Raw genomic sequence first — 26,818 nt, 5'->3', positions numbered from 1 at the left:
TGCTTTCACCGCCTCATACCATAGCCTTTTTATTCACGAGATCGGTCTCAGGTTCTGGTAAAACAATGTGGCGAGAGTCTTTGAAAGGCTTACTCATTGGTGAATGGCCTTGGTTTCTGCACTGGACTGCAAGAGGATTTTGTCGGCCCTATCCAGCCTCCGGCTAGTTGATAATGTTGCCCTAGTTAGAATCGAGTCGAGACCGTATCCAAGATGTAGATAAGAGCTGTGATACCAGACGGCACTGCAACCGCGCGTACTACTGGAAGATCCGCAAACGAAGCAAATGCTCCTTTCCTCATCGCTTCTATATATTTCTTGGCATCCTCGATCTGTTGCCTTAAGGCCAAACTGCCACCTTTGAAAGCATCAATCACTTGCTCCCTGTTGCGCTCCGCTGCACGGCGCAACTGAAGAGCAGCAATAATAATGTATAGCCCTATAACACTCCAAAGACCTACGAGCACTTGCGGTATATCCCAATTATCAAAATATGAGCTTCGTGCAATCACCATTAGGGCCAATGTACCGACCGGAAAATATATGAACTCATCAATGTGGTCAGTCCACTCCCCAATCACGTCGATCTTATTTACTAATTTACGTACTCCCTGTTCGTCTGTAGGAGTCACAATTGCCGTCGCTCCTTTAATAATATGTCTCGCAGATATAGCAAATACGTCTAAAACCAAAAACAATTGAAACGTGATGACCGGACCCACGAAGACCAATAAAATGACATAATTGAGCGAACAATTGACTAGTCCTCTGCATGGTGTAGTAGGGAATCCATAAATTCCAAATAATAACAACCCAATAAGAAGAAGAAGGGTGGTGTGGACCACAGCTCGTGCAACCAAACTTTCCCAGTGTTCACACAGTCTGTCCGTCGCAGGTAATTGACATACTTCAGAAAGCCTAACGAGAGAAATGTGGCGACCTAGCCACATCTTGATGAATCGCATGACAATTCGAAAAGTTGAAGGTTGCCCGTTTCGTTTGTCACCTTGCAACCTCATCCTCATGAACCAGATACCTGAGACTGCTAACGCACCTGCAATACATCTAATAAGATAAGCTGGCCATGTACTCACTCCATCTGTGAATGTGAATGGCTCTCCGTCATAGCCATCTATGGTCACGACCCCAATCCCCAAGCACACAATGACGATGAATAGGATACAAGCTAGGAGCCCCCGTCCCGACCTGAAAAAGGATAGCGCCCTTCGCACCTCTTCAAAACTTTTCCGTGAAAGTGGGATCGTAATTAGGCAAAGAGTCAACATAGGCAAGAGAACATATTTAGCTACATTGATTATCCCACTGCTGAAAGCAAATGGCTGCCTTTCAGGATGCAGACATGTGAGGTTAATGTTTTCTTGTATGTAAGCAAGACATCCCGCCTTTTCATTGGTAAGATCCACCGCACCTTGAGATCCTACCTCATATATTCGAACCTCATTTATATTCAGCTGGGTAAACTGTTTTCCGGCCGCCCATTGGGTAGCCAAAAAGAATGATGATTGATAACTATTTCTGAATGGAAGAATTGGGCCTTGAAGCTTTTGCCCAAGCCTAAGACCATAATGGGAGGCGACAATTAAATTGCGCGTCCATCCCAATTCGGTTGGGTGCATCAGCCGCTCATCTAGATCAGTCGTGAAGAATAGGGCTCTTGGAAAATGCTCTCTGAGTGCCTGCAAGACAAGTAATTTGTCATAGACATCGCTTCCCACCACGCCAATAGCAAGCCTCTCATTAGACCGCATAAACTCTTTTATGCGCCTCTCGATCCGCCTTATGTAGTCCAATTGGCTTCGCCCTTCAGGATGCTCTAACTCGGCGAACCATTCAGCTCGTGATCTACGGGTATTGTCATCAGAAGATTCCTTCTTCGACACTCCTCGATCCGCTTCCTTCTTTTTTGACGGTAACTCTCCATCCAGCCCTGCCAGGTAGCTCACTTGCAGCAGGTTAGCTAGACCCTGCGGGTGTAATGCCTGGAACATTCCAGCAAAATCTCTTGCATATTGAGTATCCCATTCGCCAATTAGAACGATCTTGGCAGGTGAACCGATGATACAAGAATCGAGACAGAACCTTCTTAGTTTCATTTCCCGAAGCAGCGCTTCGGCTAACAGTCGATCGCTTCCAATCGCACGATGCAACACTACTCCATGTGCGTCGAAATATGCTTCTAACTCCTGAGCATTAATGCCGGCCAAGGTGTCGGCGGTAGAAAATGGAGAATAGATTTCCAGTTGGCGGTCAAAACTTACGTCTTCCAACTCTTTCGTCATTAACGACAACGTTCCTGAAAAGCGAGGTCCAATAACTTTAAATGAGGCAATGTGCAACTGGTCCTTCAACAGTCCCGCAATGATATTAAGGTTGGAGAGCGGTTTTGGGCCAAGATCTTGGTCCTTTAACCACAGAACTAGCAGCACACTATTCGAATTCCCTTTTCGAAACACTTCGATTGGAGCCGCAGTGTTCGTCCAATAGCAGTGCCCACCTTCATTCTTCGAGCAGGCATTTTGCTCAGGCCATAGAATGAACCGGATCAGTTCAGGATTTTCAGGGAGATAGTCCGCCTGGTTCAGTCCGGCAACAAGGGCGTACCGTTGCTGCAAACGAGACTCGACACTTTCGGCATATGGGCTGCCGTCACTGATAATGGCCAATACTTGTGACGGGGAATTTCCCGTCAGCCATGCAAGACATGCTATGTCATGATGGTTGCTACTGTTAGAACCACAGGATGAATGCTGTTGCTCATCTTTCTCTTTCTCTCGGTGGATTTGTACCGCTTCGAAGGGATCTTCCCATAGTCTTGCCTGCACTCGGTCATCCCCATGAATCACACGTTTGTCACTAGTACCAAGCATGACTGGACGAGAGCTTATTAACGGCCCTTGATAGACAAAATAGCCTCCGGCTGTTATGCCAACAAGCGCGATGATGGCTGCTATTGAAGGCTTCTTGTCATCCTCCGTCGCCATATCGATTTCCCTCGGAACGTATAGAAGGCTTAAGAGGGGTACTAAGTTGAAACCTAACAGAGGACGAAGAGTACGAGCCAATCGGTTGTTGGCAAAGGAGTGGAGTAATCAGTATAACGAACCACCCATGCCTTCGCGGTGTATGTCGCAGAAATAGCCGAAGGATGAAATTCCACATGAGTTGATCTTCATGACAACAGTTACATTGGCACAAATAAGTCATAGTAAAGTTTGTTTTCGTTTAGAGATGCACCAAATGCAGTTCTAGCATTTGCAGAGATGGATTGTTCTGAGTCCGAGACAACTACTCGGCCATTCGTCTTTTCTTCGAGACGATCGGTTAATGCCTTAAAAGGCATCCCGAACCAGCGATTAGTTTCTGCCTGCCATTTATTAACTGGAATCAGCGCCATCAAGTCTGGATGCACCATCTGTTCCAACCCTTTTTCACGTAGTGTGGCGTTGTGGCTTCCATGATGTCCCACTTTATATAGTACCGTCCTGCGTAGAAGATCAGGACCTGTCACAACTCGCGTTTCCGTCCCATTTCTCACTTCCCATTTGAGATCCTGCCAGGATAACCAGTTCCCCACTTGGGCATCTGCCGCAAAAAGGAGGACCCGGCCCGAGTCAATTAGCTCGAAAGCCAATACAAGACATGAATTGTTCGTATGGCTATCCAATGCGATCGCGAGATCCTCGGCTCCCATCATCCAATCATGCTCGATTCGTCGCCACTCTTCTGCTGGTACGTCCCATGTTTTAGATTTGAGCCGTAATAGTGAGCTTGAGGGGTGGCTCTGTGGGTCTCGTCGTTCCGAGACAGCAAAAGGATAATCTGAATCGGAGGCGACACTGTCGCTCGACTCATCCAGACGCGACAATGCCGCCATGATGTTCTCTTCTCTATTGGTAAGCGCGGCCAACTCGTAGACTTCTTTCCCCGTTTTAGTGGGATTCATTTTCTTTATCATCGCCTCATCTTCGGGTGGGCCGAGCACATATACAAGAACGCCCGGAACATCGGAGAGGGGTTGAGGTCCATTTTGAGGATGGCAATATCGAATTGGCGCTCGGGTCGACATATACATGAACGCCTCTCTCACCTTCCCAATGCCATTAGCTTTCGCAGCAACCAGATCCGCAGTGTCAATCCCCAAGAACCCCAGCAACGAGCCGAGTTGTTCTCCGCGCTTTGAGTTGGCCGCACTCAGTTTGATCGCCGCGGTCTGTACCGCCTTGGCCTTGGCCTCACGTTCATGTCTTAGTTGCCGACCTAATTTATTGTCGGGGTTTTCGGTCCAGGCATACCACACCTGTTTGATCGTTTTAATTCCATCGAATATGCCCTGGGCTTGTTGCGGAGAAAACCCAGACACATGGTCCCAGTGTTCATGTGTCATCACGACGAGATCCAACTCTCCCTTGGTTACAGTCGCGACGTCATTGACCACGGTCTCCATCGTTTGTTTCGGCTCTTTCGCCACGGTGATGAGGCCACAGTCTATAAGGACATGGCACTGTTGTCCCGGTTTCTCTTTTGGGAACGACAGAAGAAAGCAGTCACCTAATCCATGACGGTACATGCGTACGCGAATAGCTTTGCTAGTCGTCGGAGAGGAGTTTCGCGCTTTGGTAGAAACACGTTTTGCCTTAGCCATTACTTTCTCCATGGATTATTCGTCTCCGTGCAGAAATGCGAATGGTTCATAAGCACCATACACTTCGTCTGCTTCTTGAGAATCAGAAGGCCCTCGCCCAAAGTACATTTCGCGTAGGCTCATTTGCCGTTCTACTTTGGCTCCTCGGTATCGTTTCACTCGTTCCAAACGAGCATCATCCCAAATTGGGCGAGTGATCGCGTATCGTATGGTCAGATCTTCCAGGTCTAAAATTAATGTGGTGCCTCCCCTGAAGATGAAGGTCGTATTCGTCTCGCCTCCCGTAGACACAAGAGAAACTTTCCGGCGTTGCGTGATGGTAATGATCACCTGCTTTATGATCACGCCATCGGGGCTCACTCGAAGGGCCGGGCGGATGGAATGCACTTCAAACTTTCCCATTCCACTTCTATCGTAGGTCACTCCCTCAACTTCCGTTTCTTCGGAAATATTGATACCTGTAATGTCTTCGAACGACTCTCGAATCTCCGGATGGCCCCCATTCAAGAGGTTCTTCTTTATCTCCTCGTGAAGGTCTTTTTGTGCCTTTTTCAGTTCGTAATAGGCTTCTTCTCGGTTTTGAAAATATAAACTCTTAGAAACGACCGACCGCAGTAGTTGAGCTGCTGGGATAAACGCGTCCCCAAATTGGGGTCGAGCCACTGGCCATCGAAGTTGATCTTCCGAAAAGGTACGGACGTTCTCTGCTACAATGCCCCATTTTCGAAATGATTCAATTAATGCGGTTCTATAGCCATAAGGATCGTTCGGAACCATGTCATAATCTGCTGTAACTAACGCTCGTAGATAGTCACCAAACGTAATTTCAACCGGTGGAGCATAATCAAGCGCTCGAATACAAATAGTCAGAAACTGCTTAGCGGTCTTCGAGGCTTCACTTGCCAGACGGTCCACTAGGTCCGGATGAAGATCTCCATCCACTGCGCCACGACCATTGCTCGCGATTCGAAAGAGGTCTGCGACCCGAGAGTGATAGATAGACGTGAAGGCAGAAAATACAGCCGCAACTAAGACAGCCCCGCGCTCATGCGGCTCCATGGTCTTCGTCAAGATTGTGGGATCCGGAATACGCGGTTGCCACTTGCCGGCCTCATCTCTCATCCCAATTGCACTCCTCAACGCACCATATCGTCCTGTTGCTTCGCCAAATTCTTGTGCTAGCTCACCAAGTATATTCTCGTTAAGTAAATTGCCCCTTGTACGGGCTATCTGATGACGCAGAACTTCTGGAAAAGAAAAGTGCTGAAACAGAGCGACAATGTCAGCGAACGCCTCATGGAAAGCTAGTGTGTCTTCGTGATTATCTTCAATATAGCGGCGATGCATTCCGTCTAAAATTGCGTGGGTCGTTTCGTGGGCAACGATGTCATGAGAAAGACACGTGAACACTATCCCCATAGGACTCCGGAAGTAGCCAAACAAGAGCGCTTTTTTGTCAGGACTGTAATACGCGTTGGCCGTGCGGAGCGCGTGAGGATAAATGCGAAGTCGCTGAATGAAGTCATCCTCCTTATTCGACAGGTCTTTTCGCATTCGGAACTGTTTCTCAGCCCAAAAGATGGAGCGGCCGAGCGCGCGTTCGAAGCTCGCGATAGTATTCGAGGCCACTGCATAGACCATTTGCTGATGGAACTGCGGATTCCCTTCGGAAGGAGTAAGTCCATCCTGAGCCAAGAGCTCTGGCGCATTTAGATTCACGGGATCATACCAACATGCGCTGGCAGGGTCGTAATCGACCACTTCGAGATAATCCCCGATGGGACCAGGCTCGAGATGCCTTTCCCACGGCACTTGAAACACGGTCTTGTTGATCAACGCCGTATCTAGCCTGTTTGACATGCTCGGGTCGAAGGCATACCCACGGAGTCGTCTGAAAGGAGGAGGCTGGGGCGCATCCGGATTGTCAGTGTCTCGTACTGTTTCCTTGACGTTTCGATATTGTCGATCTACCAGCATCGCTTTTCCTCCCCCAAAGACCCCTTACAATTCCCCAACTGCCTGAAACGTTCGGACGGTTGGCTCTAGAATTATTGGCGCTCTTCCTCTTTTCTTGAGGTACTCTTACACATCAATCGGACCTAAATGTCGTCAACTGAGCCTACGCCATTCTTCCTAAGTATGGATACATGGTCAGGAAGCCAATTGTTGGAACCGTTGCAATTCTGGCAACTCGTGTAACGGAAAATTCAAGATCACATGACAGTTGACCATCGCTAACGCATAGCCATGCCGCATAAGTTGGGCAGACGCCCTTGCTCCCACCTTACTCAGAGTAGTCGACACATTCATGTCTTCCCGCGTTATTCGATCCCACTCCTTTTCGTCACCTAATTTCTCCATGACGGCACGTGCACGCTGGGCTTCGGCAGTCTCGCCTTTTAAAAAAGCTCGAGGGATTTTGAAGGGACTTTGTGCAATATTCACCAAGACCCCTCTTAAGTCTTCGGAGTGATAAAAGTTTTGCACCAATTCTTTCATCCGTAGACTCGCAGCATTATCAAACATCACACTGATATCACGCACTAAAGACAGAAACTCGCCGATCAAGGGAACCTTGAGCAAGTGAAGATACGACCAGCTAAGGCCTGCGGAGGAATTGACGACGATGAGCTGATCGGGAATCTGAAGTTGTAGGTCAGGCCTTGCCTTGGCACGACGCGCAACCCCTGACGGCCATTGGTCCGCCATGTTGTCATACACTCCTCCATCCACAAGCATGACCATGCTGGGAATGGGATCAGGCTGCTGTTCTCCTCCCTGAAATTGAAACCGTCGGGTACGCATCCAGCGTGGAGGAAATCCTCCCGGGAAGGCAGCCGAAGCCTGTACAGCCGCATGGAGGGGTAGACATCCTGGTTGCCCCCATCCAAAACGATACGAATAGACAAATCGTCCAGAAAAGTAAAAATGCTCTCCAGCATTCAAATGTGTTGAACAAAGCACGTGGTCGATTGTGTGATCGATCTCATTTAATGCAATGGGCTTACCACAAGTAGAGAAAAGATTCGATCCGAAGGCCCGGCCGGCTATGACTCCTCGTTGTTGAAAAAGCCAGCCCCAAGGTAGGAGCAGTCCGCAAAACACCAACCACTGGATCAAGCCATTCCAGTCGTTCCCACAAAAACTTCCATAGACGATTGCGAAGAAGAAACTAAGCACTGTGAGCAGATACACCCAGGTGAGGGGAGCGGCCCAGAGCGTTTTGTGAGCAATGGTGTGTACAAGAGGCCTTATGCTTTCCCAAAAATCCAGGCTTTCTCGCTTTTGGTATCCTTTTATTTGGGCTATATAAGCATTAGTAATAGACCCACCGGACACGGAGGCAATAGAGGTGACTTCTCGATTTTTTTGAGCATCAACCAGATAAAGCAACACCCCTAGGCCAAATAGGGAGGCACGATAGCCACCTCCGGATAGCGCGATCGCAATTTTGGCCATTGGCAATCTCCAGAGAGTATTAGGTTAATGATCGTTTGAATTGCCACGCCGGTTAAGCACTTGTTTCAGACGCTCCAAAGACTAACCCCATGTTGTCGTAAACTTCCGCCATGTATGAGTAACATTTCAGATCTGAATGATGGTCGATGAAGACCTTCTAACTCTTCACCACAAGGTTTTACGAGCTGAACACCTCCACCTGTCGATACATGTCTATCAACTCAATCCTTAGGAAACTCCTTCTTCCTCGGCTTAAAGACCAGTTCGCATCTTCAAAGTAATCCCTCACGAAGCGTGGCACTTACCTCTTCTATAGACAATCCACTTTCTTTCCATCGTGATTCTTACACACAAAGCGATCATCGCTTGCGTCATACCACAACTGTTCTTTCACAGCCTCATACCAGGCCCTTCGGTTCGCGAGAACTTTTTCTTGGTCGTTTGAAATTCTGTGGGCGTCCTTGAACTGCTTGCTCATAGGTGGAAGGAAACGGTCAATTAGCTCTGTCGCTTTGCGTTTCTCTGTTTCGGTGAGTCGAGGATCATCGGCAATTCTGAGGATCGCCCCAAGAGATTTGGGATCTGTCTTCTTGGTGGCGTATTCGCTCTCTGCAAAATACCATGTCACCGCACTTCGGAGATCATCTAACTCCCGACCGAAGAGAGCCGCAGCGGCTTCCGATTTCAGCTCTAGCTTTTCAAGACCCGTCGTTTTCCGATTCAGCGTATTGAGCCGATCGATGATGGTGGCCGCTGAGCGGGTCGGAGATTTGCCAACCGTTAGGACGACGTAGCTTTCATCAAGCGGAGAGCTCGGCGGGACAGAGGTATTTGGAATCGGCCATGGATGGAGCTTATGGTCAGCTTCCACGATCTTGACGACGGGGGGTATATGAGGAACTTCGATCTGGAATGCGGTAAGTCCGAAATCCAGGTGAACCTTCTGCTTCATATCCGTCATCAGGGGAGTATCCACGGTGTTCACAATAATGTAGCTTCCGCCTTGAAGGGGAGGCATCCCAAGATCTCGGACACTGCTTTTGGTCGGAGAAAGCGATCTCGGATACAGCTGAAAGGTAAACTTGACCACCACGTCATCCTTATTCTGATTAATGAGAAAGTTCCCAACCTGTGTGGCTATTGACCAAGCGGGTGCATAGGCGGGGGTAAAGGCTGCGCCAATTCCTGCGGCAGTTCCCAACATCTTTTTGAAATTCTGATTCTCAAGTTGATCGAACTCAAATACCGTCACCGTCACTCGGATGGGTTGATTGTCATACGCACTGTTGGCATAGGCCAGGAGATTGGCGATTGGGAGATCGACATTCTTCTTGAGCCCTTCTTCGTATGCTACAATGACATTCTTCGGTTCCTCTTCCTTCCCATCATCGACTGAGACCACGACGGCGATTTCACCCGTATCGAGGCACATTGAAGAACCGCAAAGGAACTCCCCATTATTTGCCAGGTGGACCTTATTGATAATGAGATTGATGGGGTCTCCCTGATTGATCGCCTTGTCGTCTTTGGAGTCGCTAGGATTACGTGTGTCATAGTGGTCGGATAATGACAAAGGGATGTTCGTGAGGTAAATGGGTGGCAGGTAGGTTTCTGCTTCATTTGCCAACGACGTCTTTCCCTCTTCAGTTGAAGCATTCTTTATTCCTTCTACATAGAATTTTCTGAGATCTTTCTTATATTTAAGAAGGTAGGAGGTGTTATTCCCCATGCTTTGACACCCGAGACACAAAGTTACTCCGATTATCGTGAACCAGAGCCGTACAACGTTTGGCATAGTTCCTTTTCCTTTTGTTTAGTACATAGTTCGTGCCTGAAGAGAGACGTGTGCCCCCGGTTCATTAGAAGTCTCAGCCAAAACAATAAAACAACTCAATGCCGGGTTCTGAAAACTGGTAACGGGTACTGTCGACGAATCGAGCATTGCGCTCGACGAAAACCGCTTTCGTCAAGATGCGCCCTGATGTTGTGATGGGATCCCGAGTCGTTATCATGGTGGTAGTTCCCGTCGTTATCACCTTGATCAACCGACTGTCCGAATCTCGATCACACTCCTTCGGGCTCACCAGAGCCATGGAGGCGCTCCGCATACGCAACCGCCGCCGTTTCCAACGTCCCCCGGGCGTCGCAAAAAGGAGCTGTACGATCATATCCAGGCTTTATACAGACCCTAACGCAAGTAATGTGCCTTCTGCTGTTCTTCCAATAAAATATACTAGTGATGCGGCTTCCAATCATTTGAGGTTTCAATCGTGTGATGACGCCAGTGAATCTAATAGATTCATTCTGAATCCTAAATGATCCTGCTCTGGCCCACCTAATTTTGGACAGCCAAGTTTGGATTTTGACAATCCACTCGGCATAGCACTCGATTGGGAACCGGATGCCCAACCCAGTGTCTCGAGCGTGCTGATTGTAGGGCTCGATCCATTGACCTGCTCGCTAATAAACCAGGTCGGATCCGGAGTTAGGATGCCGACCGTCGAAATGAGGGCGCATGGCACGTAAACGGTACACGGCGGAAGAAATTATTGGCCATCTGCGAACCGTAAGGATCGATCCCGGCAAAGGGAGCTCAGGGCCGGAGGGCGTGTAGTGCTCCCCTAAAATCAAGCCACCTCGGTTATTTGTTGCGCCCGGTATTGGACGGGACTTCGGTATCCAAGGGCTTGATGTGGCCGCTCCTGGTTGTACCACTGCCCCCAATCCCGAATGATCTGGCGCGCCTCCTCAAACGTCTGGAACGTGTGCTGCCAGACACACTCTTCTTTAAGACTGCGAAAGAATCGTTCAATGATCCCGTTCTGCTCTGGTGTGTAGGGCGTAATGAATTCCTGCTGGACTCGATAGTCTCGACAGGCCTGTCGAAAGCGCCGGCTCCGGAAGATGAGGCCATTGTCGCTGCGGAGGACTGGCGCCCCCACGGGACGCAGCGTCCCGAACCGCGCAAGGCAGGCCGCTTCGACCGCCCGCTCCGCCTCCTTCGCTCGACTGCGGAGCGCAAACTCGTACCCGATGATCTCCCGATCATGACAATCGATCACGGCCGCCCAATGCCCCCAGCCATCGTGCCCACAGGGAATATGCGTCACATCCATCGCCCATCGTTCGTCGCTCTGGCTGGCCCGGCTCACCCAGCCCCGCACCCGGGGGCGGGGGGTGGAGGCGCGCTGGTGCATACACCATCCCTGCTGCTTCAGCACGCGATACACCGCCTTCCGATTGACGATGAGCCCGTCCCGGAATCGCAACAGCACCCACAGCCGTCGATACCCAAACGTGGGATGTTGTTGAATCCACTGGCGCAGCCGCTCGGTCCACGGCGGGTCGGCCGCCGGGCGTCGCGCCTCGCTCCCGTCTATCCGATGCAGGCCGGCTCGGCTTACACCAAGCACCCGGCTACTCCGCCGCTCCGAGACATCCGGCAGCGTACTTCTCACGCGTCGGATGTCTTCCGGTCCAAAGGGTAGGGTTTCAACGCCTCCCGAAGGATGTCGTTATCCAGCACCAAATCCCCGATCTTCTGTTTCAGTTTCTTGATCTGCTCGTCCTTCACGGCGTCTTCGTCCTTCGGCCGCGTTCGCAGCGCGTTCTCGGCCCCTGACAAAAACTTCTCCCGTCAGTCTTCGACCTCGGCTACCATCAGCCCATGCATCCGGGCCGCTTCGGCCACCGAAATCTCCCCCTTCAGGATACTCACGACCAGCGCCACGCGTCGTTTGGCCGTCCATCGCTCAATCGGTTCTGCGGATTCTGATGCCATTGCCACCTCCTCGGTCCACATCAGGACCTTGTCGTAGAGGTGGTCTCAATTTCAAGGGGAGCAGGATAGGCTGCCGCAAACTGGATATCACTGAGCAGTCCTACTATCGCTGGAAGAAGGAGTACGGTGGGTTGCGCGTGGATCAGGCTAAACGATTAACACGCCTGGAACAGGAGAATACCCGACTAGAGCGTCTCGTGGCAGATCGGTGGACGATCGCATTCCCAAAGAGGTAGCAGCGTGAAAGCCGCCGGCAAGAGAGCCTTTTGAACGCAGTGGGAGGACCCACCTGGGAATGGAAGCAGAGATGAACGCCGTTTGAAGGTTCTATTAACTCGTACTCTCGCCTTAAAAGTTCGAATTGTTTGGATTTGACAAGTGCTCGCTATTGCAATGGTTTCCCAATTATTCCCTGCACTATTGCGAGGTTATCGTATTCCGTTGATTCTCTGCGTTCCCGTCTCTTTCCTTCCATACTTGCAGAATTTAGACACAAAATTCACCACAGTAGTAGCACGTATACACGTTGCAGGAGATCTCATTAATCATGTTGGCCGCACTAATATCTCTATACCAGTATGATTTTTCGCAAAGAAACGCAACAGCATGGCGGTGTGTCTTGCATCCTGGAGTGCTCTGTGAGTTTGAGATTCTCCAAGGACAGACCGAATCATCTTTTCTTGGGAAGTTGCTCGGAAATGCGATAAAAACATCGCAACCGATTGCACGTCGAGGAAGCGATGGCCAAATGGCCATAGTGTGTTGGTTCGATAGTACATGCTCTTAAGAAACATCACATCGAACCATACATTCCATCCTGAAAGTATTGGAATGATTCCCCCACCACAGAACATTTGGTGAAAATCTTGAACTACGCTTTCGAGTGACTTCGCTGTAACAAGTTCAGCAAACGGTATTCCGCTTACAGCCAGCGCATCATCCAATATTATCGAGCCCTCCCATGGCGCAATGAGCGGCACAGTCAGAGGCTGGCATCAAGCTTCTCCAAGTGGCTAAGAAGGAGCTGGTTCAGCGAATATCGAATGCGCCACTGTGGGCATTCCTTCCTTCGGCGATGAAAAACAAGCTTCGTCGGCAGGTGACCGAATTAGTAAATGAACCGCTGGAAATGGAGTCAGCGTTCCATGATGAACCGATTCATCCCATTTCTACCACGGAACGGCGTCAGATTCTGTCATGGATTCAGCAGGCAAAGACGGAGGTTCCAATATTTCTCCAGGCCATGAGAATGCAGCTAGAGTCCTTTCATAGAGATCTCACCAAGGTGGAAGTCTCACTAAAGAAGATCCCTGCCGACGAGGTCATTAAGCCGCTTGTTGAAGAGCTGAATCAGTTGCACCACCGGTTCTCTGAATTGGACCGCCAAGCGAAAACAATTGAGCAAGAGAGCGCGGCCGCAGAGATCAGACTGGCCGAAGTGACCCGCCTCTATCAAAAGCAACTTGCAACATTTGCGGAGCGTGATTCTGTAAAGTCTCGGACAAGGCTGGCATCAAAAGTACAAGCCGTCCTATCTGAATACCAAACGGCATTGCTCGAGAGGAAGGTGCTGGAACTGCAGGATGCCGTGACCAGGTCGTTCAATGCGCTTTGTCGCAAAAAGGACTCTCTACGCCGTGTAACTATCGACCCCAAGGACTTCTCCGTGACCCTGTACGACAAGCAAGGGCGGCCTCTCCCAAAATCTCAACTCTCGGCTGGCGAAAAGCAAATCTATGCGGTCTCAATGCTGTGGGCCCTTGGCAAGATTTCAGGGCGTCCTCTACCGATTATGATTGATACTCCCCTCGGACGATTGGATAGTGATCATCGGAAATTGTTGGTAAAGGAATATTTCCCAGCTGCGAGTCACCAGGTCATCATCCTTTCGACAGATACGGAGATTGATCAGACGTACTTTTCTGATCTCAAAAAGGCGGTAACACAGGCTTATAGCCTTGAGTTTGATCCAGTCGAATACAGCACGAAGATTTCGAAGGGGTACTGGTGGAGCGGGAACGATGAAACTCACTAAACTGCGATTGACGAAGGATTCCTCCAACCGCCTCAGACATCTCGCAGGCAAAACGGGTCTGACCCCCAACCTTCTATGCAGGCTAGGATTTTGCTTGTCTCTGAACGAAGCGTCTTTACCCAACCCTGCCGAGTATCCAGAAGAGGACCGTGAGTTTAATCGATACACATTGCTTGGAGAATACGATGCGTTATTCGTTGCCTTACTCCGGCAACGTTGTTACCAGGAGAATGTTGATGCTTCAGAACTTCCTGAGTATTTCCGTGCCCATGTAAATCGAGGAATCACCCTCCTTCAGGGCCGCGTGAAGGGATTACCAGACCTCCTTAGCTTCGTACCGGAAACCAGTTCAACTACTTAGATACAACTGGACAGTATGTATCCTGAGGTTCATCCTGCTGTTCCGAATTCGCCGTTCTGTGGAGAAAATGCACTAACGCAGGCAACAGCCACCTTCGGTTCCGTTTTAGGTCTCTGTGACAAGTTTCCCTTAGCCTCTGGCCACTTCTCTAGTTCCTCGCCTACACACTCAGGATTACTTCACCATGACAAAAGAGGAGCGAAGTGACGCGTACAATCCGCTATTCACTATCCATGATCAGATTCTTCAGGCTGATGGAACAGTGATAGGATTCAACATCGGTACGAATTGCGGTTGATACTGCAAGACGAACAATCGATCATGCGCATATTCTTTGATCCCTAAGGCTAGCAACAAATACTATTCTTTCTCGCTCGTCATCTGGACTGTGCATTTAATAACCACTCAGTTGAACGGCTATCGGCTGTGCAAATGAAGGACATATCTGGGTATGCAGGAGAAATCTCAAAAGCCTAAGTTTGACTTTGGGCCTGATCCTCGGATAGAGCCCCCTGGACTACCCGGTGGTAATCCATCAGCTTTTCTCGAAGAGCATCTCGTCCCTCTACTGTCTGATGACGCTGGCGAGAATGTATTCGCTAAGAAGGGTGAGGTGATCCTCCGAGATCTTTGGCGGAGAACGCATGCCTACCGTCCGACTGGGGATCAAGAACGGCGCGGACGACGACCGGTGAGAATCCCTGCCTTGAAGGCAATTGCGAGAGGGCTGGAAGACAAGGAGCACGGTCGAGCGGGAAAACCCACTCAGGGGGACTTAGAACGGATTCTCGCAGGTAGAAAGCCAGAGCTTGATGAGGACACGAGGCGCAAGTACGCACGGATCTACCGATTGACTGAGCTGACAAAAAGCGAAGCTTTGTCAGAAAAGGAATGGGCTTGGCTTGCCAAGTATATGCCTGACCATGTGCATAGATGTTTTTTCATCTTCAAGACCATCCGTGACGCTGCGAAACAACGAGGTTTCCCGGAGACCACGAACGAAAGAACAGCGACTGCTTGCTATGTCTCTATCTGCAAGGCTCTTCAACGACGTGGTAAACCCTTCACTGCCCCGTCCTATGTCGAGGTGATTCACTTCGAGACCGGTCCTCCCGATAAATAGACTTCACTTTTTATCCCCCTGATAAATTCCGTCATCCCTTTTATCCCTGTCTGAAGTTACCTGCATTACTCTATCCTCCGAACATGTTCGATGAACTGCTAACGATTGGCGAGGCCGCACGAATGCTTGAGTTGAGTACCCAACGTCTTCGCCAGATAAGCAATGCTGGCCAACTATTCACACGACGAACCGCAACAGGGCAACGTATCTATTTGGTACGGGATGTTCAGCTCTTTAAGGCGGCGCGCGAGGCGAAGCGACCCGGTCACGAGAGTTCTGAGGTGAACCATGAGTGAGGACGACATTACGCTCGACTTTGATTCTGTGCTTCCTCCCTTGATTCCGTCCGGAGGATATACCGTGTCATTTATTCGCGCTGAAAAGAAATGGCTATGGGGCAAGCGGCTTAAGATCTTTCTCCACTTCGAGATTGTCCATCCGACCGAATATGCCGGTCTCCGACTATATATGGCGGCCAATGTCCCTCCGAAAAACCAGTGGACGATCGGATGCAAATATTATCGGACATGGGCCATGGCATCAGGACACCGTCCGCGGCGTCGGGATCGACTATCGACTCAAGTGTTCCGAGACAAGTACTTCATCGCTCGGATCAAGACTGTGGACACCACCGCTAATGGCACGGCGAGGGCGGAGGCAGCGCAATACTCGATCATCGATGAGTTGTTGGAGATTGCAGCAGGGAGACTATGATCTTAAATACTCTCACTCTTAGCGGTACCTTGACCCATACCACTACCTGCAGCAGTACCCGTACCCCCTTAGGCATCGAAGAAAGTCAGTCGCTATGCGCGCGCCGGCGCGGTCGATTGACAGAGGAAAGCAAGGCAGCATTCGGAGCCTTGCCTCACCACAGGATAGGGCCTGTGGTCCAACACCCTGGTAGACCGCACCCTCCCGACCGGGCTCCCAGGGCCCGGTCGGGGCCAGGCATGACGTCGGGGATATGCGGGTCAAAATCTCTAGAGCTTTTTGATGTAGACCGACCGTCTTCCCTCTCCACACGTCACCGCGAAATTGGAAAAGAAAAAGTAGCCGTTTTATTGGGCAATATGAGCGAACCTCAAAGTCTCGACAAGTGCTCGATTGATGTCCCGATGGGCACCGCAGTTTAGACGCTAACAGGTTGGCGGGTCCTTCCTGACAACCGAATGATGCGGGTAAGCGAAGCCGCAGTTGCATGCTAGTGACAGATGCTAAATCGAGGTTGACAACTGTCAGCGGTTGACGACTTAACCCCCTATGGGTTCTGCAATGATCGCAACGTCACGTTGGAAGTCCGATATCTCGATCGATGAAGAGTGTGTGAGTCTAACTTTGATCGCTTAAATCCACCTTCTCTATGCTTCTGACCATCAAAGACTTGGCCGCACGGCTTCAGGTGAAAGATAAAACCCTCTATGCTTGGACCGCTCAAGGGAAGATTCCGGCGCTGAAAATCAATGGGGTCATCCGGTTTGAGATCGATGCCATTGAGCGATGGCTGCAGATGTGTCACATGCCCACCAAATGTTCTTCTCCTTCTCTCAAGAACGGTCGCACAAGATCAGCCAGGGACGTAGATCACCTGATTGAGCGCGCTAAGCGCGCGGTCTATACTTCCCGCGGGGAAACCAGACCAATAGCGAGCCCATTCAGAGAGGAGGATACGAATGGGTCTCTTTAAAAGAGGAAAAGTTTGGTGGATGGATTTCAGATTTCACGGCACACGATTTCGGAGGTCAACGGAGACTTCGGACAAAAGGCTGGCTGCAACGATTCTCGCGAAGGTAACGACGCAGATCGTCGAAGGTAAGTTCTTCGACAGAGTTGAAGAGCAGGATCACACATTTCAGGAAATGATGGAACGGTATCTAACCGAACGCTCGATTTTGAAAGCCCCGAAAAGCCGTGTGCGTGATGGTTCGGCTCTCAAGCACCTGATTCCACTTTTCGGCGAGAAGCTACTTGTTGAGGTCACTCCTAAAAGTCTAGTCGCTTACAGAACTCGCCGACGCTCAGAGGAAGCTGCAACTGCCACGATCAACAAGGAACTGCAATTAGTGCGGCATGCCTTCAACTTGGCGATGCGAGAATGGGAATGGTGCCGAACCAATCCCATGCACAGGGTTACTCTTGAGCCAGCACATAACAAAGTCGATCGATGGTTGACGGAACAAGAAGAGGTGCGGCTGTTCGCTGCCTCTCCTCCTTGGCTTCAGGAGATTATCGTGTTTGCCTTGAACACGGGTATGAGGCAAGCCGAAATCCTCGACTTGCAGTGGAAAGATGTCGATTTTGTCCGGGGAACGCTGGTGGTGATGAAGAGCAAGAACCACGAACGCCGAACCATTCCGCTGAATAACGTGGTGTATGCCCTGCTCTTACAAAAACGAGCGGACGTTGAGAAAAATGGCTCGGTCTTCGTCACAGGTCAAGGGAATGGCGTGAAGGCGAGGTATCTGGTCCGGACCTTCAGCAAGGTTCGGGATCGAGCTGGTCTGACCGATTTTCGGTTCCATGACTTACGCCATACGTTTGCTAGCAGATTGGTGCAGAAGGGGATTGATCTTTATAGGGTGCAGCTGTTGTTGGGGCATAAGACAGGTGTAATGACACAGCGTTATGCCCATCACTGCCCTGATAGCCTACGCGACGGCGTCAAAGCCTTAGAGAAACCGTTTGCCATGGACACAAATTGGTCACAGCAAGCACCAATCGCGGAAGGATCGGTTTGTAACCTATTGAATTAGGTGGTGAGCCGGCTGGGACTCGAACCCAGGGCCCTCGCCTTAAAAGTTCGAAAGGTTCAATAACAGCAATGGCTTGGTTTTGCGATGGTTTCCCCGTTTTATCTTAAAAATTGAGGCGTTGTTGGGTTTCTACTGATTCTGTGGGATTACAGGAATTCTGCCGGTTCTGAAGATTTTTAGCACAAATTTAGCACAGGTTTTGAGACGACCATCTCGAATCTGAGGAAACTGTATATCGATCCGCGACCTGGACGATGCGAGCGGATGTCATCGATAGCGTCCGGTCATAAGGGGGCCGTGTGCATGCGACCCCTCACCACAATGCCACCTTCCCTAACTCGTCTGTTTCTAACCGCCCAAGCGAAAAAGCAGCCACATCCCCAACACATAGCCCACGATCATCAAGAGACTGTCCGGCTCAATGAGTATGAAGCGTTTTTCCGCTCGATAGATAATCCCCATCACGCCGACGCTCATCAGCAATATGCCTACAAAGGCGGTTACAGCGTGGGTCGATTCGACTGCGCCGAGCAAGGGGCCTTTCCGGTATGCGATATCCGCCAGCAAGAGGATCGCCATATTGAAGGCATTGCTCCCGAATAGATTGCCCACGGCCAGATCAAACGCGCCTAAGCGCACGGCTGCAAACGTCGTGACCAGTTCCGGCAGCGAGGTCGTGATGGCGACCAACGAGGTCCCGATGAAGGTGGTGCTGATCCCAGTCTCTGCGGCAATCTCCTTGGCCGATTCGGCCAGCAACGGAGCCGCCACGAGGATGCCCAGGCTGGACAACGCAAACCCCGCCACAGCCCGTTTCAAGGCACCCCTCGACGCTGGGTGGTCGGATGCGGCTTCCTCGGCTTCGACCACGCGTTCGAGTTGTTCCGCTCGGCGCCGCATGCCTTCCTGTCGAAAGACGACGCGCATGCCGAGAAGATAAATCAGGGCAATGGCGACGGTGCCCAGGCCGATATTTAAAGAGAAGAAGGGCTGCTTGACTACGATCAACAGGCCGGCCAATCCGGTCAGAATCACGGCTAAACTGGCGATCAGCGCCTGTTCCAAGGCTGCCTGTTGCCATACTCGCTTCTGACGATAGGCCACGTCGATTAGGGCCAGCGTCAACATATTGCTGAGCCCCGCCCCGAACAGATCTCCAACCGCAAGATTGGGCGCGTCCATGAGTACGGCGCTGACCGCCGTGAAGACTTCCGGTAGCGAAGTCGCTCCTGCTAGCAGCACCACCCCGATCCACAATCGCCCAAGGCCGGAGTGCTCGGCGATCCGGTCGCCGTACTGGGAGAGTTTTGTTCCCGCAGCGATGATTAGGAGTGCACTTAAGAAAAAAATCCCCCAAGTCATGCCCTATTCCTTCCCTCTCCGATCCGATCTGCGATAGATGGCCACGGCCAATTGGAGTACTGGGGTATGCAGACAATCATGCCTTGCAGACAACTTTCATCTCGAAAGATCCTCGAACAGCTCCATTGTCACAGCGAGTTATTATTGCGATGCTTAGGATGGTTACACGACACAAGCGTAATTTAGTTGCGCATATGGCTCAGTGCTTCGGCGAGAGTGCAGGTAAGCTGCCACACGGCTGCTCCGTGGTTATGTTGCCTGGACCGCCATTATCCTCGCTCGCACACTCAATCCGGTCCTGGGAGGCTGACGTGAGTGATTCTCATTTTTGATCTTGACTACGTTTCAAGAACAGATACCCGAGAATTCTGGCCGTCGTCGCATCGGAATGCCCCTTCCCGGAGCACCCGGTCCGGGCGTATTCACGGTCAAGTTGAGCGCTGCAGAACTATCGCCCCGCCTACGCTGCCGTCAGTGGAAGGACAGAAGGTGCCCGTTCATGACCCAATGAACGCCGATACTGGCTGCATAGCCCAATGCAATCGCCCAAGTCCATTTCAGGTGCGCCCTGAAGGTATAGATCCCCCGCGCTTGCCCCATAAGCGCTACTCCGGCAGCCGAACCTATGGACAGAAGCGACCCACCAACCCCGACGGTTAGCGTGACCAGAAGCCACTGGCCGAGGTTCATCTCTGGGTTCATGCTCAAGACGGCGAACATGATGGGGATGTTGTCTATCAGGGCTGACAGAATCCCCACGAGGATATTGGCGGACGTCGCGCCCAGGTCCTGATACAGCAAATTGGACAGCACGGTGAGATAGCCCAGCGCCCCAAGGCCGCCGACGCAGAGCATGATGCCGTAAAAGAACATCAGCGTGTCCCATTCCACGCGTTTCATGCTGATGAAAATATCGAACGGCTTTATGGCAGGTTTCAATAAGCCATTCCTCTGTCCCGTATTCTCGTCATCCAGCACGGGAATGTCCGTCCATTCGTCCAATTCCTTCCGCCGAATAAAATGCCCATAGGATTTAAGAATCCCCAGTCCGGTCATCATGCCGAGAAACGGAGGCATCTGAAGAAACTGGTGCATCACCACGGTGCCGGCGATGGTGAGTACAAACAACAGAACAATGAGATAGCTGCCATGCTTGACCTCCACATCCTCCATGGTGGCTGCCGGCTTGTCGCGCGGGATTGTCAGTGCCATTGCGGCTGCCGGCACAAGCCAGTTGACGAGTGACGGAACAAAGAGCGCGAAAAACTCTCCAAATTTCACCACGCCTTTTTGCCAGACCATCAGCGTCGTGATATCCCCGAACGGGCTGAACGCGCCGCCGGCATTGGCGGCCACGACCACATTGATGCATCCCAAGGCGATGAAGCGTCCGTTGCCCGCGCCGATCGCCATGACCACCGCGCCCATCACCAAAGCCGTCGTGAGATTATCGGCCACGGGGGAGATGAAGAACGCCAGGATACCTGTGAGCCAGAATACGCTGCGCAGCGACAATCCAAACGAAATCAGACGCGTCCGCAAGGCCTCGAAGATGTTGCGCTCGCTCATCGTGTTGATGAAGGTCATGGCGGAGAGAAGGAACAGCAGCAGCTCGGCATATTCGAGCAGGTTATGCCGCAGGATTTCTGCAGCGGCATGGGATTGGTTCTGTGCGCCATACGCAAACGCCGTTAAAATCCAGATCGTGCCCGCCGCGACCATGACCGGTTTGGATTTACGAAGGTCAATTGACTCTTCGACAATAACCAGAAGATAGGCGGCAACAAACACGGCCAGCGCCGCATACCCCGTCCAGTGATGTACAAAGTTCGGCATCTCATGTTCATTCATGCTGCATCTCGAAACAAAAAGGTGGTTATGAACAGAACTCCCTAGCGCAAGCGGAGGTCATGTGGAGTTTCGTTCTCGAACACTGAGGCCATGGATCCCAAAGTAGATCATTTTTCCTGGGTTTTGCAGCATCATCGGCAGGACCTCGGTTTCCATGAATCGCTGGAGCTGTTGCAGGCGCATCGCTTCCATGACAGGGCAAAAGAACCCAAACTCAAAGTGCTTTGCTCCAGTCGTGAAAATCCAGAGTTCACCAGACTGCTTTGGAGTAAGCACAACAAAGGATTTGGCTAGGCACTTCTGTATGATGCTGATCTTTTCCGTAATATCATCTTGCACGTGAGGCATCCTCTCTCCGTATGGTGTGTGTTATCAGCGATCACATGATCGGTGGGCCGAGGGGTTCACGCGCATCGATCACGTTTTGCGCCGCTTTCAATGCGGCCGCTTCTGCCTCACTGCGCGTGGAAAAGTAGGCGTCAGGGTAGATTAAACCCGACGTGATGTTCCCATTTTCAATAATGAGGTAGCGGCACAGCCATGTCCCATCATCTTTCAAGCCAGGCCATAGTTTGATGGACCGTCCTTTATGGGCAAATGCGGTCATGATCGTTTCTCCGTTGCCTAGACAGCAATAACGTGCCAGATGAAGCCAGGCGGAGGTTATTTTGTTTTCGTGAGGAGTACCTTCAGTTTGTGATACTCCGGGGCCTCCGGATCACAATAGTATTCGGTGAGTACTCCATTGCCATTCCTCATCAAGATACGGAAGCTTTTGCCATGGGCTTCGATCTTCGCCGCCTCAGTAATGTTGAGGTAGAGATCCTGATTCACCTGTACGATGTTATCCATGCCCCCTCTCCTTCAACTCGTCACTTTCATCCAGGTTAAGGTATTCCTACTGGAGGAATGTCGCAGCCGAGACGTGGACGCCCCGAAGACAGAGCACTGCCTGCACGCAGGCTTGCCACAACGGTCGCACCGATTGAATGCGGTGGTGTCTGGCCGTTGCGCACTCCACATCACGCAGGATGGCCAGCGATTGGAATGTGTAAGAAACTAGATACGCGGAGGATGAAAGAGGGAATTCGGTGGAACCGCCGTAGCAACTGTCAAGGGCACATCAGGGAGCGTTCTCGATCCGTGTTGGACGGGCGAAGCGGGTGCATTCGGTGGGAGCGACAACCCTTCTAGAGCTGCGGCGGCGATGAGATCGGCGGAACCTTCAAGATCCAAGAGGGTCGCCGGCACTCCCAACATCTGAAACACGACGCAGACACAGAGGAACAGAATCAGGAATGGGCCGTGCACGCTACGAGAAGAACGACCGCCACCGCTGGAAAACATAATTGCTCAAATCCTATCGTTGCCCGGCAGCAAGAGTCTTTGGGGTCTCCTGAGACACCCCAGTACTCCTCAATGATCCAGATCTAACAGGGAACCATTCTACATAGTGTTTTCGTTCGATTCCAGCCATACGCACGAGCCTTTGATAACTTTGACGAACGTGTTGCTAGCTTCCGAACATCCAAGGGTAGAGGGAACGCAATTTACTCGCCACTAGCAAGGGGAAACTTTACGTTACAAAATAGTCGTGCGTTGAGGATCAATTCCCTCAGTTGGCATTCAACGCTACATCCGACGGTCAGACCCTCGGATCACTGATAATGCTGGGCTTGGGTCAGAAAGAGGCTGGCATACAGTCCTTGCCGTCGCATCAGTTCATCATGCGTCCCTTGTTCCACGATTTGCCTCTCATCGACAACAAAGATCCGATCCGCCATTTTTACCATCGACAGGCGGTGGCTGATCAATATGGATATACGACCTTGGGCCAGTTCGTGAAACCGCTCGAACAGCTCGACCTCTGCGTTGGCATCCATCGCACTGATGGGTTCATCGAGCACGAGAATTTGCGAGTCTCGCAGTAACGCTCGAGCAAGCGCCACTTTCTGCCATTCCCCTATGCTCAGTTCAGACCCACCATCGAACAGCTACCGAGCAAGCACTCTATAGAGTGCATCGTTTAGCCATACCGCCACTCAGCAATAATTACAGAAAGTTATGATGGTGTGTCACATCGGGACGATACATGGAATAAAGGAAGCCCCTGGATGGCCAGAGGCTTCCCGCTGAAGCGGCTTAGCGCTTCAGTGTGTGAGCGGTCATCCACTCCTTCGCCTCAAAGGCGACAGTCATGAGTGCCTCGAGGTCATTGAGACCGAACGAGGTGCCGTTATGCCATGCACCCGCCTGATCCTTGAACGGTCGGGAGAAGGTCGTTGCGAAGAACGGTCCCTTCTCGCTGACGTTCTGCCAGATCGTGGCCTTGATGTTCCCACATCGCAGCGTGGTCGCCGGTCGTTTGGATGAAGTGTTGGCCGCCATGATGTTTCCTCCTTTGTTGAACTGCAGGTGACTCTCTCACGGAAGGAGGAGAGGCACCGCCCAGTTCACAGAGGAAACAGGAGACAGCGGCCGGAACCGGCGGGCCGGAGAGGACAAGCAGCGAGAATGACAGGTTACTGGCGTGAGCGATGCGCCTCGCAGGTGCTAGCCGGTCGGCCACAGCCGATGGCGACCCGAGCTATTAAGCGATACACCCAAGGTATAAGGCTCTCGTCTTAAAAGATCAAACTCATGGTTTTTAGGAACGCTCGCTCTTGCAATGGTTGCCCCAATATTCCATGCAGCATTGAGGGCTTAGCCTGTTCCATTGATTCTATATGTTCCCGTCTCTTCCCTGCCATTCCCGCATGGTTTTGTCACAAAATTCACCACAGTGATTGCAGTATAAAAGTTGAGAGGGCGGTTCGTGTTTGTGGCGTCGTGCTCTTCAACACCACGGCTGAATTCTGGATGAATCTGCAGAAGACCTATGAACTGCGGCTTGCCGAAGAGGCTTTGTTATTGAAAGTCAGGAAGCATATCGAGCAACGGAGAGGAACCCTTGCCTCGGCCTAGGGCTTTTCTGATTCCTTCGGAAGCAAAGCTGGGATCCACAGGCTTACAAGCAGGAAGTCGAATTACAGTGCACCCCCTTCATCCGTTTTTTGCGTAGCTCAATACCCGGACGTTCACGTCGAGATATACAGGATTGTCAAACTTGGGACGGATTTGCAGGTGGCGGACGTGTAAATCATACGGCGCTTGCTCAATCGCAAGAAGCAATTCGAGCAACTCCGGTAACTGCACGCCTTCGAGTCGCAAATCGACCGCCGTTTCTTGTCGGCCACCAGCCGTTTCAGTTTCGTGTTTTTCTCCCGCAGTTGCCGGAGCTCCCGCAGTTCGCTCAGGCCGAGTCCGGCGTATTTCCGTTTCCATGTATAGAACGTCTGTTCGGCAATGCCGACCTGTCGACAGATTTCGGCAAAGGGTCGTGCCGGTTTCAACCTGTCGCAAGGTGGCCAGGATCTCTTCCTCTGTATGTCCGCCTCGTCGTCGTGCCATCGTCGGGTCCTCCTTGTGAATCAAGAAGACCACGCCGCCAGCCCCTTCCTCAAGTTCCTACTGGCCTACTTTTTGGGTTTTGGGTCAACATCGGGTGGGGCTCAATCGTCTCAGGAGCTGGTGGCCGATAGCCTGAGGCACTGTGAGTGCCGAACCTGATTATACCTGCGCCTCCAGCCTTCAATAATGACCCGTGCTTCCCACAACGTATAGAAGAGTTCTCCGTTCAGCAGCTCGTCCCGAAACTTGCCGTTGAAGTTCTCGTCAAATGCGTACAGCACGTCCTGATCCTTGAACGGGCGGGAGAAGGTTGTGGCGAAGAACGGTCCCTTCTCGCTGTTGTTCTGCCAGATCGTCGCTTTGATATTGCCGCATCGCCTCCTTGTGTGAAATGTAGGTGACTCTCTCACGCGAGAAGGAGAGGCACCGTACAGTTCACGGAGGAAACTAGAGGGAGCGGCGAAAATCGACAGGACGGGACGAGCGATGCCCTAGCGAGTGTTGGTCGCGCATCGCTGCTGGCGCCCAGAACAATTTCAGCACCGTTTAATGCAACAGTGGAAAGTCTCACAAGATATCAGCGCGATGGCGCACAAGCCATGTGACGGCAGCCCAAACAGTTACAGCGCCTAGGCCATCGTGTCCTTATCGAGCAGCCGCCTAAGGGGCAGCAGGATTACAAGCGCCAAACTGGGTGGAGCTGCATGTTATGACGGTTTTCGAGTAAACGTTCCTTGACAGGCTTCCAAAGAATCCAAAGGACATTAGCATACTTGTAAGCTCGCTCACTGTGCTCCCTGGAGAATTCATGCGTTTTCGGGACTTCTTTTCTCAGGAGCAGCTTAAGATCAAACCCCTTGTCCGGGTAGTAGTGGACATCGAAGAACTGCCGGAAACAATTGATAACTTCAGCTGCACGGGATACAGGTTCAGGATGTGTGCCTTGCTCAGCGTCCGAACTCGTTTCCTTACCAGTCTGCAAAATACTGCGACTTTTCTGGAGAATATCCAAACATGCCAACGTGAAAATTGCACCGCCGAGAGGGATTTCAGGGGGTACGGAATCCAGGCTGGCCGCAGAAAAAACTGTGGCAATAGTAGCGTGACGATCTGCGAAATACTCTTCGGTCCGAACGGGATTAACTGTCGGAGGTACCCGCTCGAACGAGGGTGCGAGGCCATGTCCATACTCATGAGCGATGGTCCAACGTTCAGCCATCCCCACTAGAAGGCTCAGAACCGGATAATGCTCCTGAGGAATTATCTCACCCGCCGACGCACGTGCCTTGCCATCGACAAAGTAGCCTCTCAACGTTTGATAAAGACGTTCCGCCGATCGTGAGTCCGAATCTAATCTAGTCCGAATCACCTCAGGGTCAAAATTCACTACAACTGAAGACCGAGGATCGGTCGACATCAATGGATTCACGGCCTCGACAACAGCCTTGGCGGCCTGATAGAAGAAATCTATTAGCGCACTGAAAATCACCACTATAGTATAGGGTGTTTTTGTAATTTTATCCGCGAAGGCATTGACCAATGGAAAGTGAAGAGTTCCAAGCAGAAACTTGGAAAAGTCTACGGGAATAGGCCGTTTTTGATACAAACCTTCATATGCCATTTCGACAGATGCTGCTTGATAGGCAAGAATAGCGAAGTAGATCGGATCCTCGAACGGGCCTGGCGCGACATGACAAATAATAGACTTAGCTCGTGCGATCCGACTAATTTCGGACTCCCGTCGATACTTGAATACACCCCGACGCACCAGATTCTGATCCTTCGTTGGAGTGAATCTAACTATCTGATCAAGCGCCACTAGCGCAGCATCCGTTACTAGTGGCCTATTTGAACCTTGCAGGACCGTATTTACGGCCCTTTCTTGTAGCTCGCGCAACCACGCTCGCGCAATATCCAGCTGGGTGTCCTCAGGGTGGAGTTGCATAATTCTACCTGTTGGAATACCAGTGAAGAAGTGCC

26 protein-coding genes and 1 pseudogene are annotated in these 26,818 nt (G+C 51.3%); 7 read left to right on the top strand and 20 right to left on the bottom strand.

The window, feature by feature from the left end:
* Positions 1-185: 185 nt before the first annotated feature.
* The 8 genes from H8K03_12215 to H8K03_12180 all read right to left on the bottom strand — a co-directional run bounded on the left by H8K03_12215 (position 186) and on the right by H8K03_12180 (position 11,903).
* Positions 186-3,002, bottom strand: a complete 2,817-nt coding sequence (locus H8K03_12215; protein ID UVT18590.1) for a hypothetical protein — start codon at positions 3,000-3,002, stop codon at positions 186-188.
* Positions 3,003-3,202: 200 nt separating this feature from the next.
* Positions 3,203-4,663: a hypothetical protein gene (locus H8K03_12210; protein UVT18589.1), complete on the bottom strand. Its 1,461-nt coding sequence runs from the start codon at positions 4,661-4,663 to the stop codon at positions 3,203-3,205.
* A 15-nt stretch (positions 4,664-4,678) separates the two neighbouring features.
* Positions 4,679-6,424 carry a hypothetical protein gene (locus tag H8K03_12205; GenBank protein UVT18588.1) on the bottom strand — a complete coding sequence of 582 codons (1,746 nt, stop codon included), beginning with the start codon at positions 6,422-6,424 and terminating at the stop codon, positions 4,679-4,681.
* 390 nt (positions 6,425-6,814) lie between these two features.
* Positions 6,815-8,122, bottom strand: a complete 1,308-nt coding sequence (locus H8K03_12200; protein ID UVT18587.1) for a patatin-like phospholipase family protein — start codon at positions 8,120-8,122, stop codon at positions 6,815-6,817.
* 310 nt (positions 8,123-8,432) lie between these two features.
* Complete coding sequence (locus H8K03_12195) at positions 8,433-9,851, bottom strand: hypothetical protein (GenBank protein UVT18586.1); 1,419 nt, start codon at positions 9,849-9,851, stop codon at positions 8,433-8,435.
* An 898-nt stretch (positions 9,852-10,749) separates the two neighbouring features.
* Entirely contained in the window at positions 10,750-11,580 is an 831-nt protein-coding gene (locus H8K03_12190; GenBank protein UVT18585.1) for an IS3 family transposase, read from the bottom strand.
* A complete protein-coding gene (locus H8K03_12185; GenBank protein ID UVT18584.1) occupies positions 11,577-11,747 on the bottom strand; it encodes a hypothetical protein in 171 nt (56 codons plus the stop codon). The genes H8K03_12190 and H8K03_12185 overlap by 4 nt, the downstream gene beginning before the upstream one ends.
* Positions 11,748-11,759: 12 nt before the next feature.
* Complete coding sequence (locus H8K03_12180; GenBank protein ID UVT18583.1) at positions 11,760-11,903, bottom strand: hypothetical protein; 144 nt, start codon at positions 11,901-11,903, stop codon at positions 11,760-11,762.
* Here H8K03_12180 and H8K03_12175 point away from each other — a divergent pair.
* A complete protein-coding gene (locus tag H8K03_12175; GenBank protein UVT18582.1) occupies positions 11,897-12,139 on the top strand; it encodes a transposase in 243 nt (80 codons plus the stop codon). The two genes, H8K03_12180 and H8K03_12175, sit on opposite strands and share 7 nt — an antisense overlap.
* 309 nt (positions 12,140-12,448) lie before the next feature.
* Here the strand turns inward: H8K03_12175 and H8K03_12170 are convergent, their stop codons facing one another.
* Positions 12,449-12,847, bottom strand: coding sequence for a hypothetical protein (locus tag H8K03_12170; GenBank protein UVT18581.1), 399 nt, complete (start codon positions 12,845-12,847; stop codon positions 12,449-12,451).
* Positions 12,848-12,978: 131 nt separating this feature from the next.
* On the opposite strand from H8K03_12170, the gene dndD reads away from it, so the two are divergent.
* The 6 genes from dndD (at position 12,979) to H8K03_12140 (ending at position 18,175) form a co-directional block, all read left to right on the top strand.
* On the top strand, positions 12,979-13,938 hold the full coding sequence (gene dndD, locus H8K03_12165; protein UVT18580.1) for a DNA sulfur modification protein DndD: 960 nt from the start codon (positions 12,979-12,981) through the stop codon (positions 13,936-13,938).
* On the top strand, positions 13,925-14,299 hold the full coding sequence (gene dndE, locus H8K03_12160; GenBank protein ID UVT18579.1) for a DNA sulfur modification protein DndE: 375 nt from the start codon (positions 13,925-13,927) through the stop codon (positions 14,297-14,299). Before dndD ends, dndE begins: the two co-directional genes overlap by 14 nt.
* A 1,245-nt stretch (positions 14,300-15,544) precedes the next feature.
* Entirely contained in the window at positions 15,545-15,718 is a 174-nt protein-coding gene (locus tag H8K03_12155; GenBank protein ID UVT18578.1) for a hypothetical protein, read from the top strand.
* The gene (locus H8K03_12150) at positions 15,711-16,136 is read left to right on the top strand and encodes a hypothetical protein (GenBank protein UVT18577.1); all 426 of its coding nucleotides are present in this window, start codon (positions 15,711-15,713) and stop codon (positions 16,134-16,136) included. The genes H8K03_12155 and H8K03_12150 overlap by 8 nt, the downstream gene beginning before the upstream one ends.
* 649 nt (positions 16,137-16,785) lie before the next feature.
* Positions 16,786-17,109, top strand: coding sequence for a helix-turn-helix domain-containing protein (locus tag H8K03_12145; GenBank protein UVT18576.1), 324 nt, complete (start codon positions 16,786-16,788; stop codon positions 17,107-17,109).
* Complete coding sequence (locus H8K03_12140) at positions 17,096-18,175, top strand: tyrosine-type recombinase/integrase (GenBank protein ID UVT18575.1); 1,080 nt, start codon at positions 17,096-17,098, stop codon at positions 18,173-18,175. The genes H8K03_12145 and H8K03_12140 overlap by 14 nt, the downstream gene beginning before the upstream one ends.
* A 348-nt stretch (positions 18,176-18,523) precedes the next feature.
* Here the strand turns inward: H8K03_12140 and H8K03_12135 are convergent, their stop codons facing one another.
* From H8K03_12135 to H8K03_12085, 11 genes and pseudogenes are all read right to left on the bottom strand, one after another.
* A complete protein-coding gene (locus tag H8K03_12135) occupies positions 18,524-19,537 on the bottom strand; it encodes a sodium:calcium antiporter (GenBank protein ID UVT18574.1) in 1,014 nt (337 codons plus the stop codon).
* Positions 19,538-20,008: 471 nt separating this feature from the next.
* Positions 20,009-21,388 carry a sodium:proton antiporter NhaD gene (gene nhaD / locus H8K03_12130; GenBank protein ID UVT18573.1) on the bottom strand — a complete coding sequence of 460 codons (1,380 nt, stop codon included), beginning with the start codon at positions 21,386-21,388 and terminating at the stop codon, positions 20,009-20,011.
* A gap of 57 nt (positions 21,389-21,445) precedes the next feature.
* Complete coding sequence (locus H8K03_12125) at positions 21,446-21,727, bottom strand: hypothetical protein (protein ID UVT18572.1); 282 nt, start codon at positions 21,725-21,727, stop codon at positions 21,446-21,448.
* 40 nt (positions 21,728-21,767) lie between these two features.
* Positions 21,768-21,995: a hypothetical protein gene (locus H8K03_12120; protein ID UVT18571.1), complete on the bottom strand. Its 228-nt coding sequence runs from the start codon at positions 21,993-21,995 to the stop codon at positions 21,768-21,770.
* A gap of 56 nt (positions 21,996-22,051) precedes the next feature.
* The gene (locus H8K03_12115; GenBank protein ID UVT18570.1) at positions 22,052-22,240 is read right to left on the bottom strand and encodes a hypothetical protein; all 189 of its coding nucleotides are present in this window, start codon (positions 22,238-22,240) and stop codon (positions 22,052-22,054) included.
* Between the two features lie 207 nt (positions 22,241-22,447).
* Complete coding sequence (locus tag H8K03_12110) at positions 22,448-22,735, bottom strand: hypothetical protein (GenBank protein UVT18569.1); 288 nt, start codon at positions 22,733-22,735, stop codon at positions 22,448-22,450.
* Between the two features lie 311 nt (positions 22,736-23,046).
* Positions 23,047-23,382, bottom strand: coding sequence for an ATP-binding cassette domain-containing protein (locus H8K03_12105; GenBank protein ID UVT22464.1), 336 nt, complete (start codon positions 23,380-23,382; stop codon positions 23,047-23,049).
* Between the two features lie 148 nt (positions 23,383-23,530).
* The gene (locus H8K03_12100) at positions 23,531-23,776 is read right to left on the bottom strand and encodes a hypothetical protein (GenBank protein UVT18568.1); all 246 of its coding nucleotides are present in this window, start codon (positions 23,774-23,776) and stop codon (positions 23,531-23,533) included.
* A gap of 689 nt (positions 23,777-24,465) precedes the next feature.
* Complete coding sequence (locus H8K03_12095; GenBank protein ID UVT18567.1) at positions 24,466-24,780, bottom strand: transposase; 315 nt, start codon at positions 24,778-24,780, stop codon at positions 24,466-24,468.
* 107 nt (positions 24,781-24,887) lie between these two features.
* Positions 24,888-25,101: pseudogene (locus H8K03_12090) on the bottom strand (transposase).
* A gap of 413 nt (positions 25,102-25,514) precedes the next feature.
* Entirely contained in the window at positions 25,515-26,783 is a 1,269-nt protein-coding gene (locus H8K03_12085; protein UVT18566.1) for a hypothetical protein, read from the bottom strand.
* Between the last annotated feature and the right edge of the window lie 35 nt (positions 26,784-26,818).

The sequence above is a fragment of the Nitrospira sp. genome (assembly GCA_024760545.1).
Taxonomy (GTDB): Bacteria; Nitrospirota; Nitrospiria; order Nitrospirales; family Nitrospiraceae; genus Nitrospira_D.
Note: the sequence above shows the minus strand (reverse complement) of the source record. Positions and strands in the feature narration are given on the sequence as shown.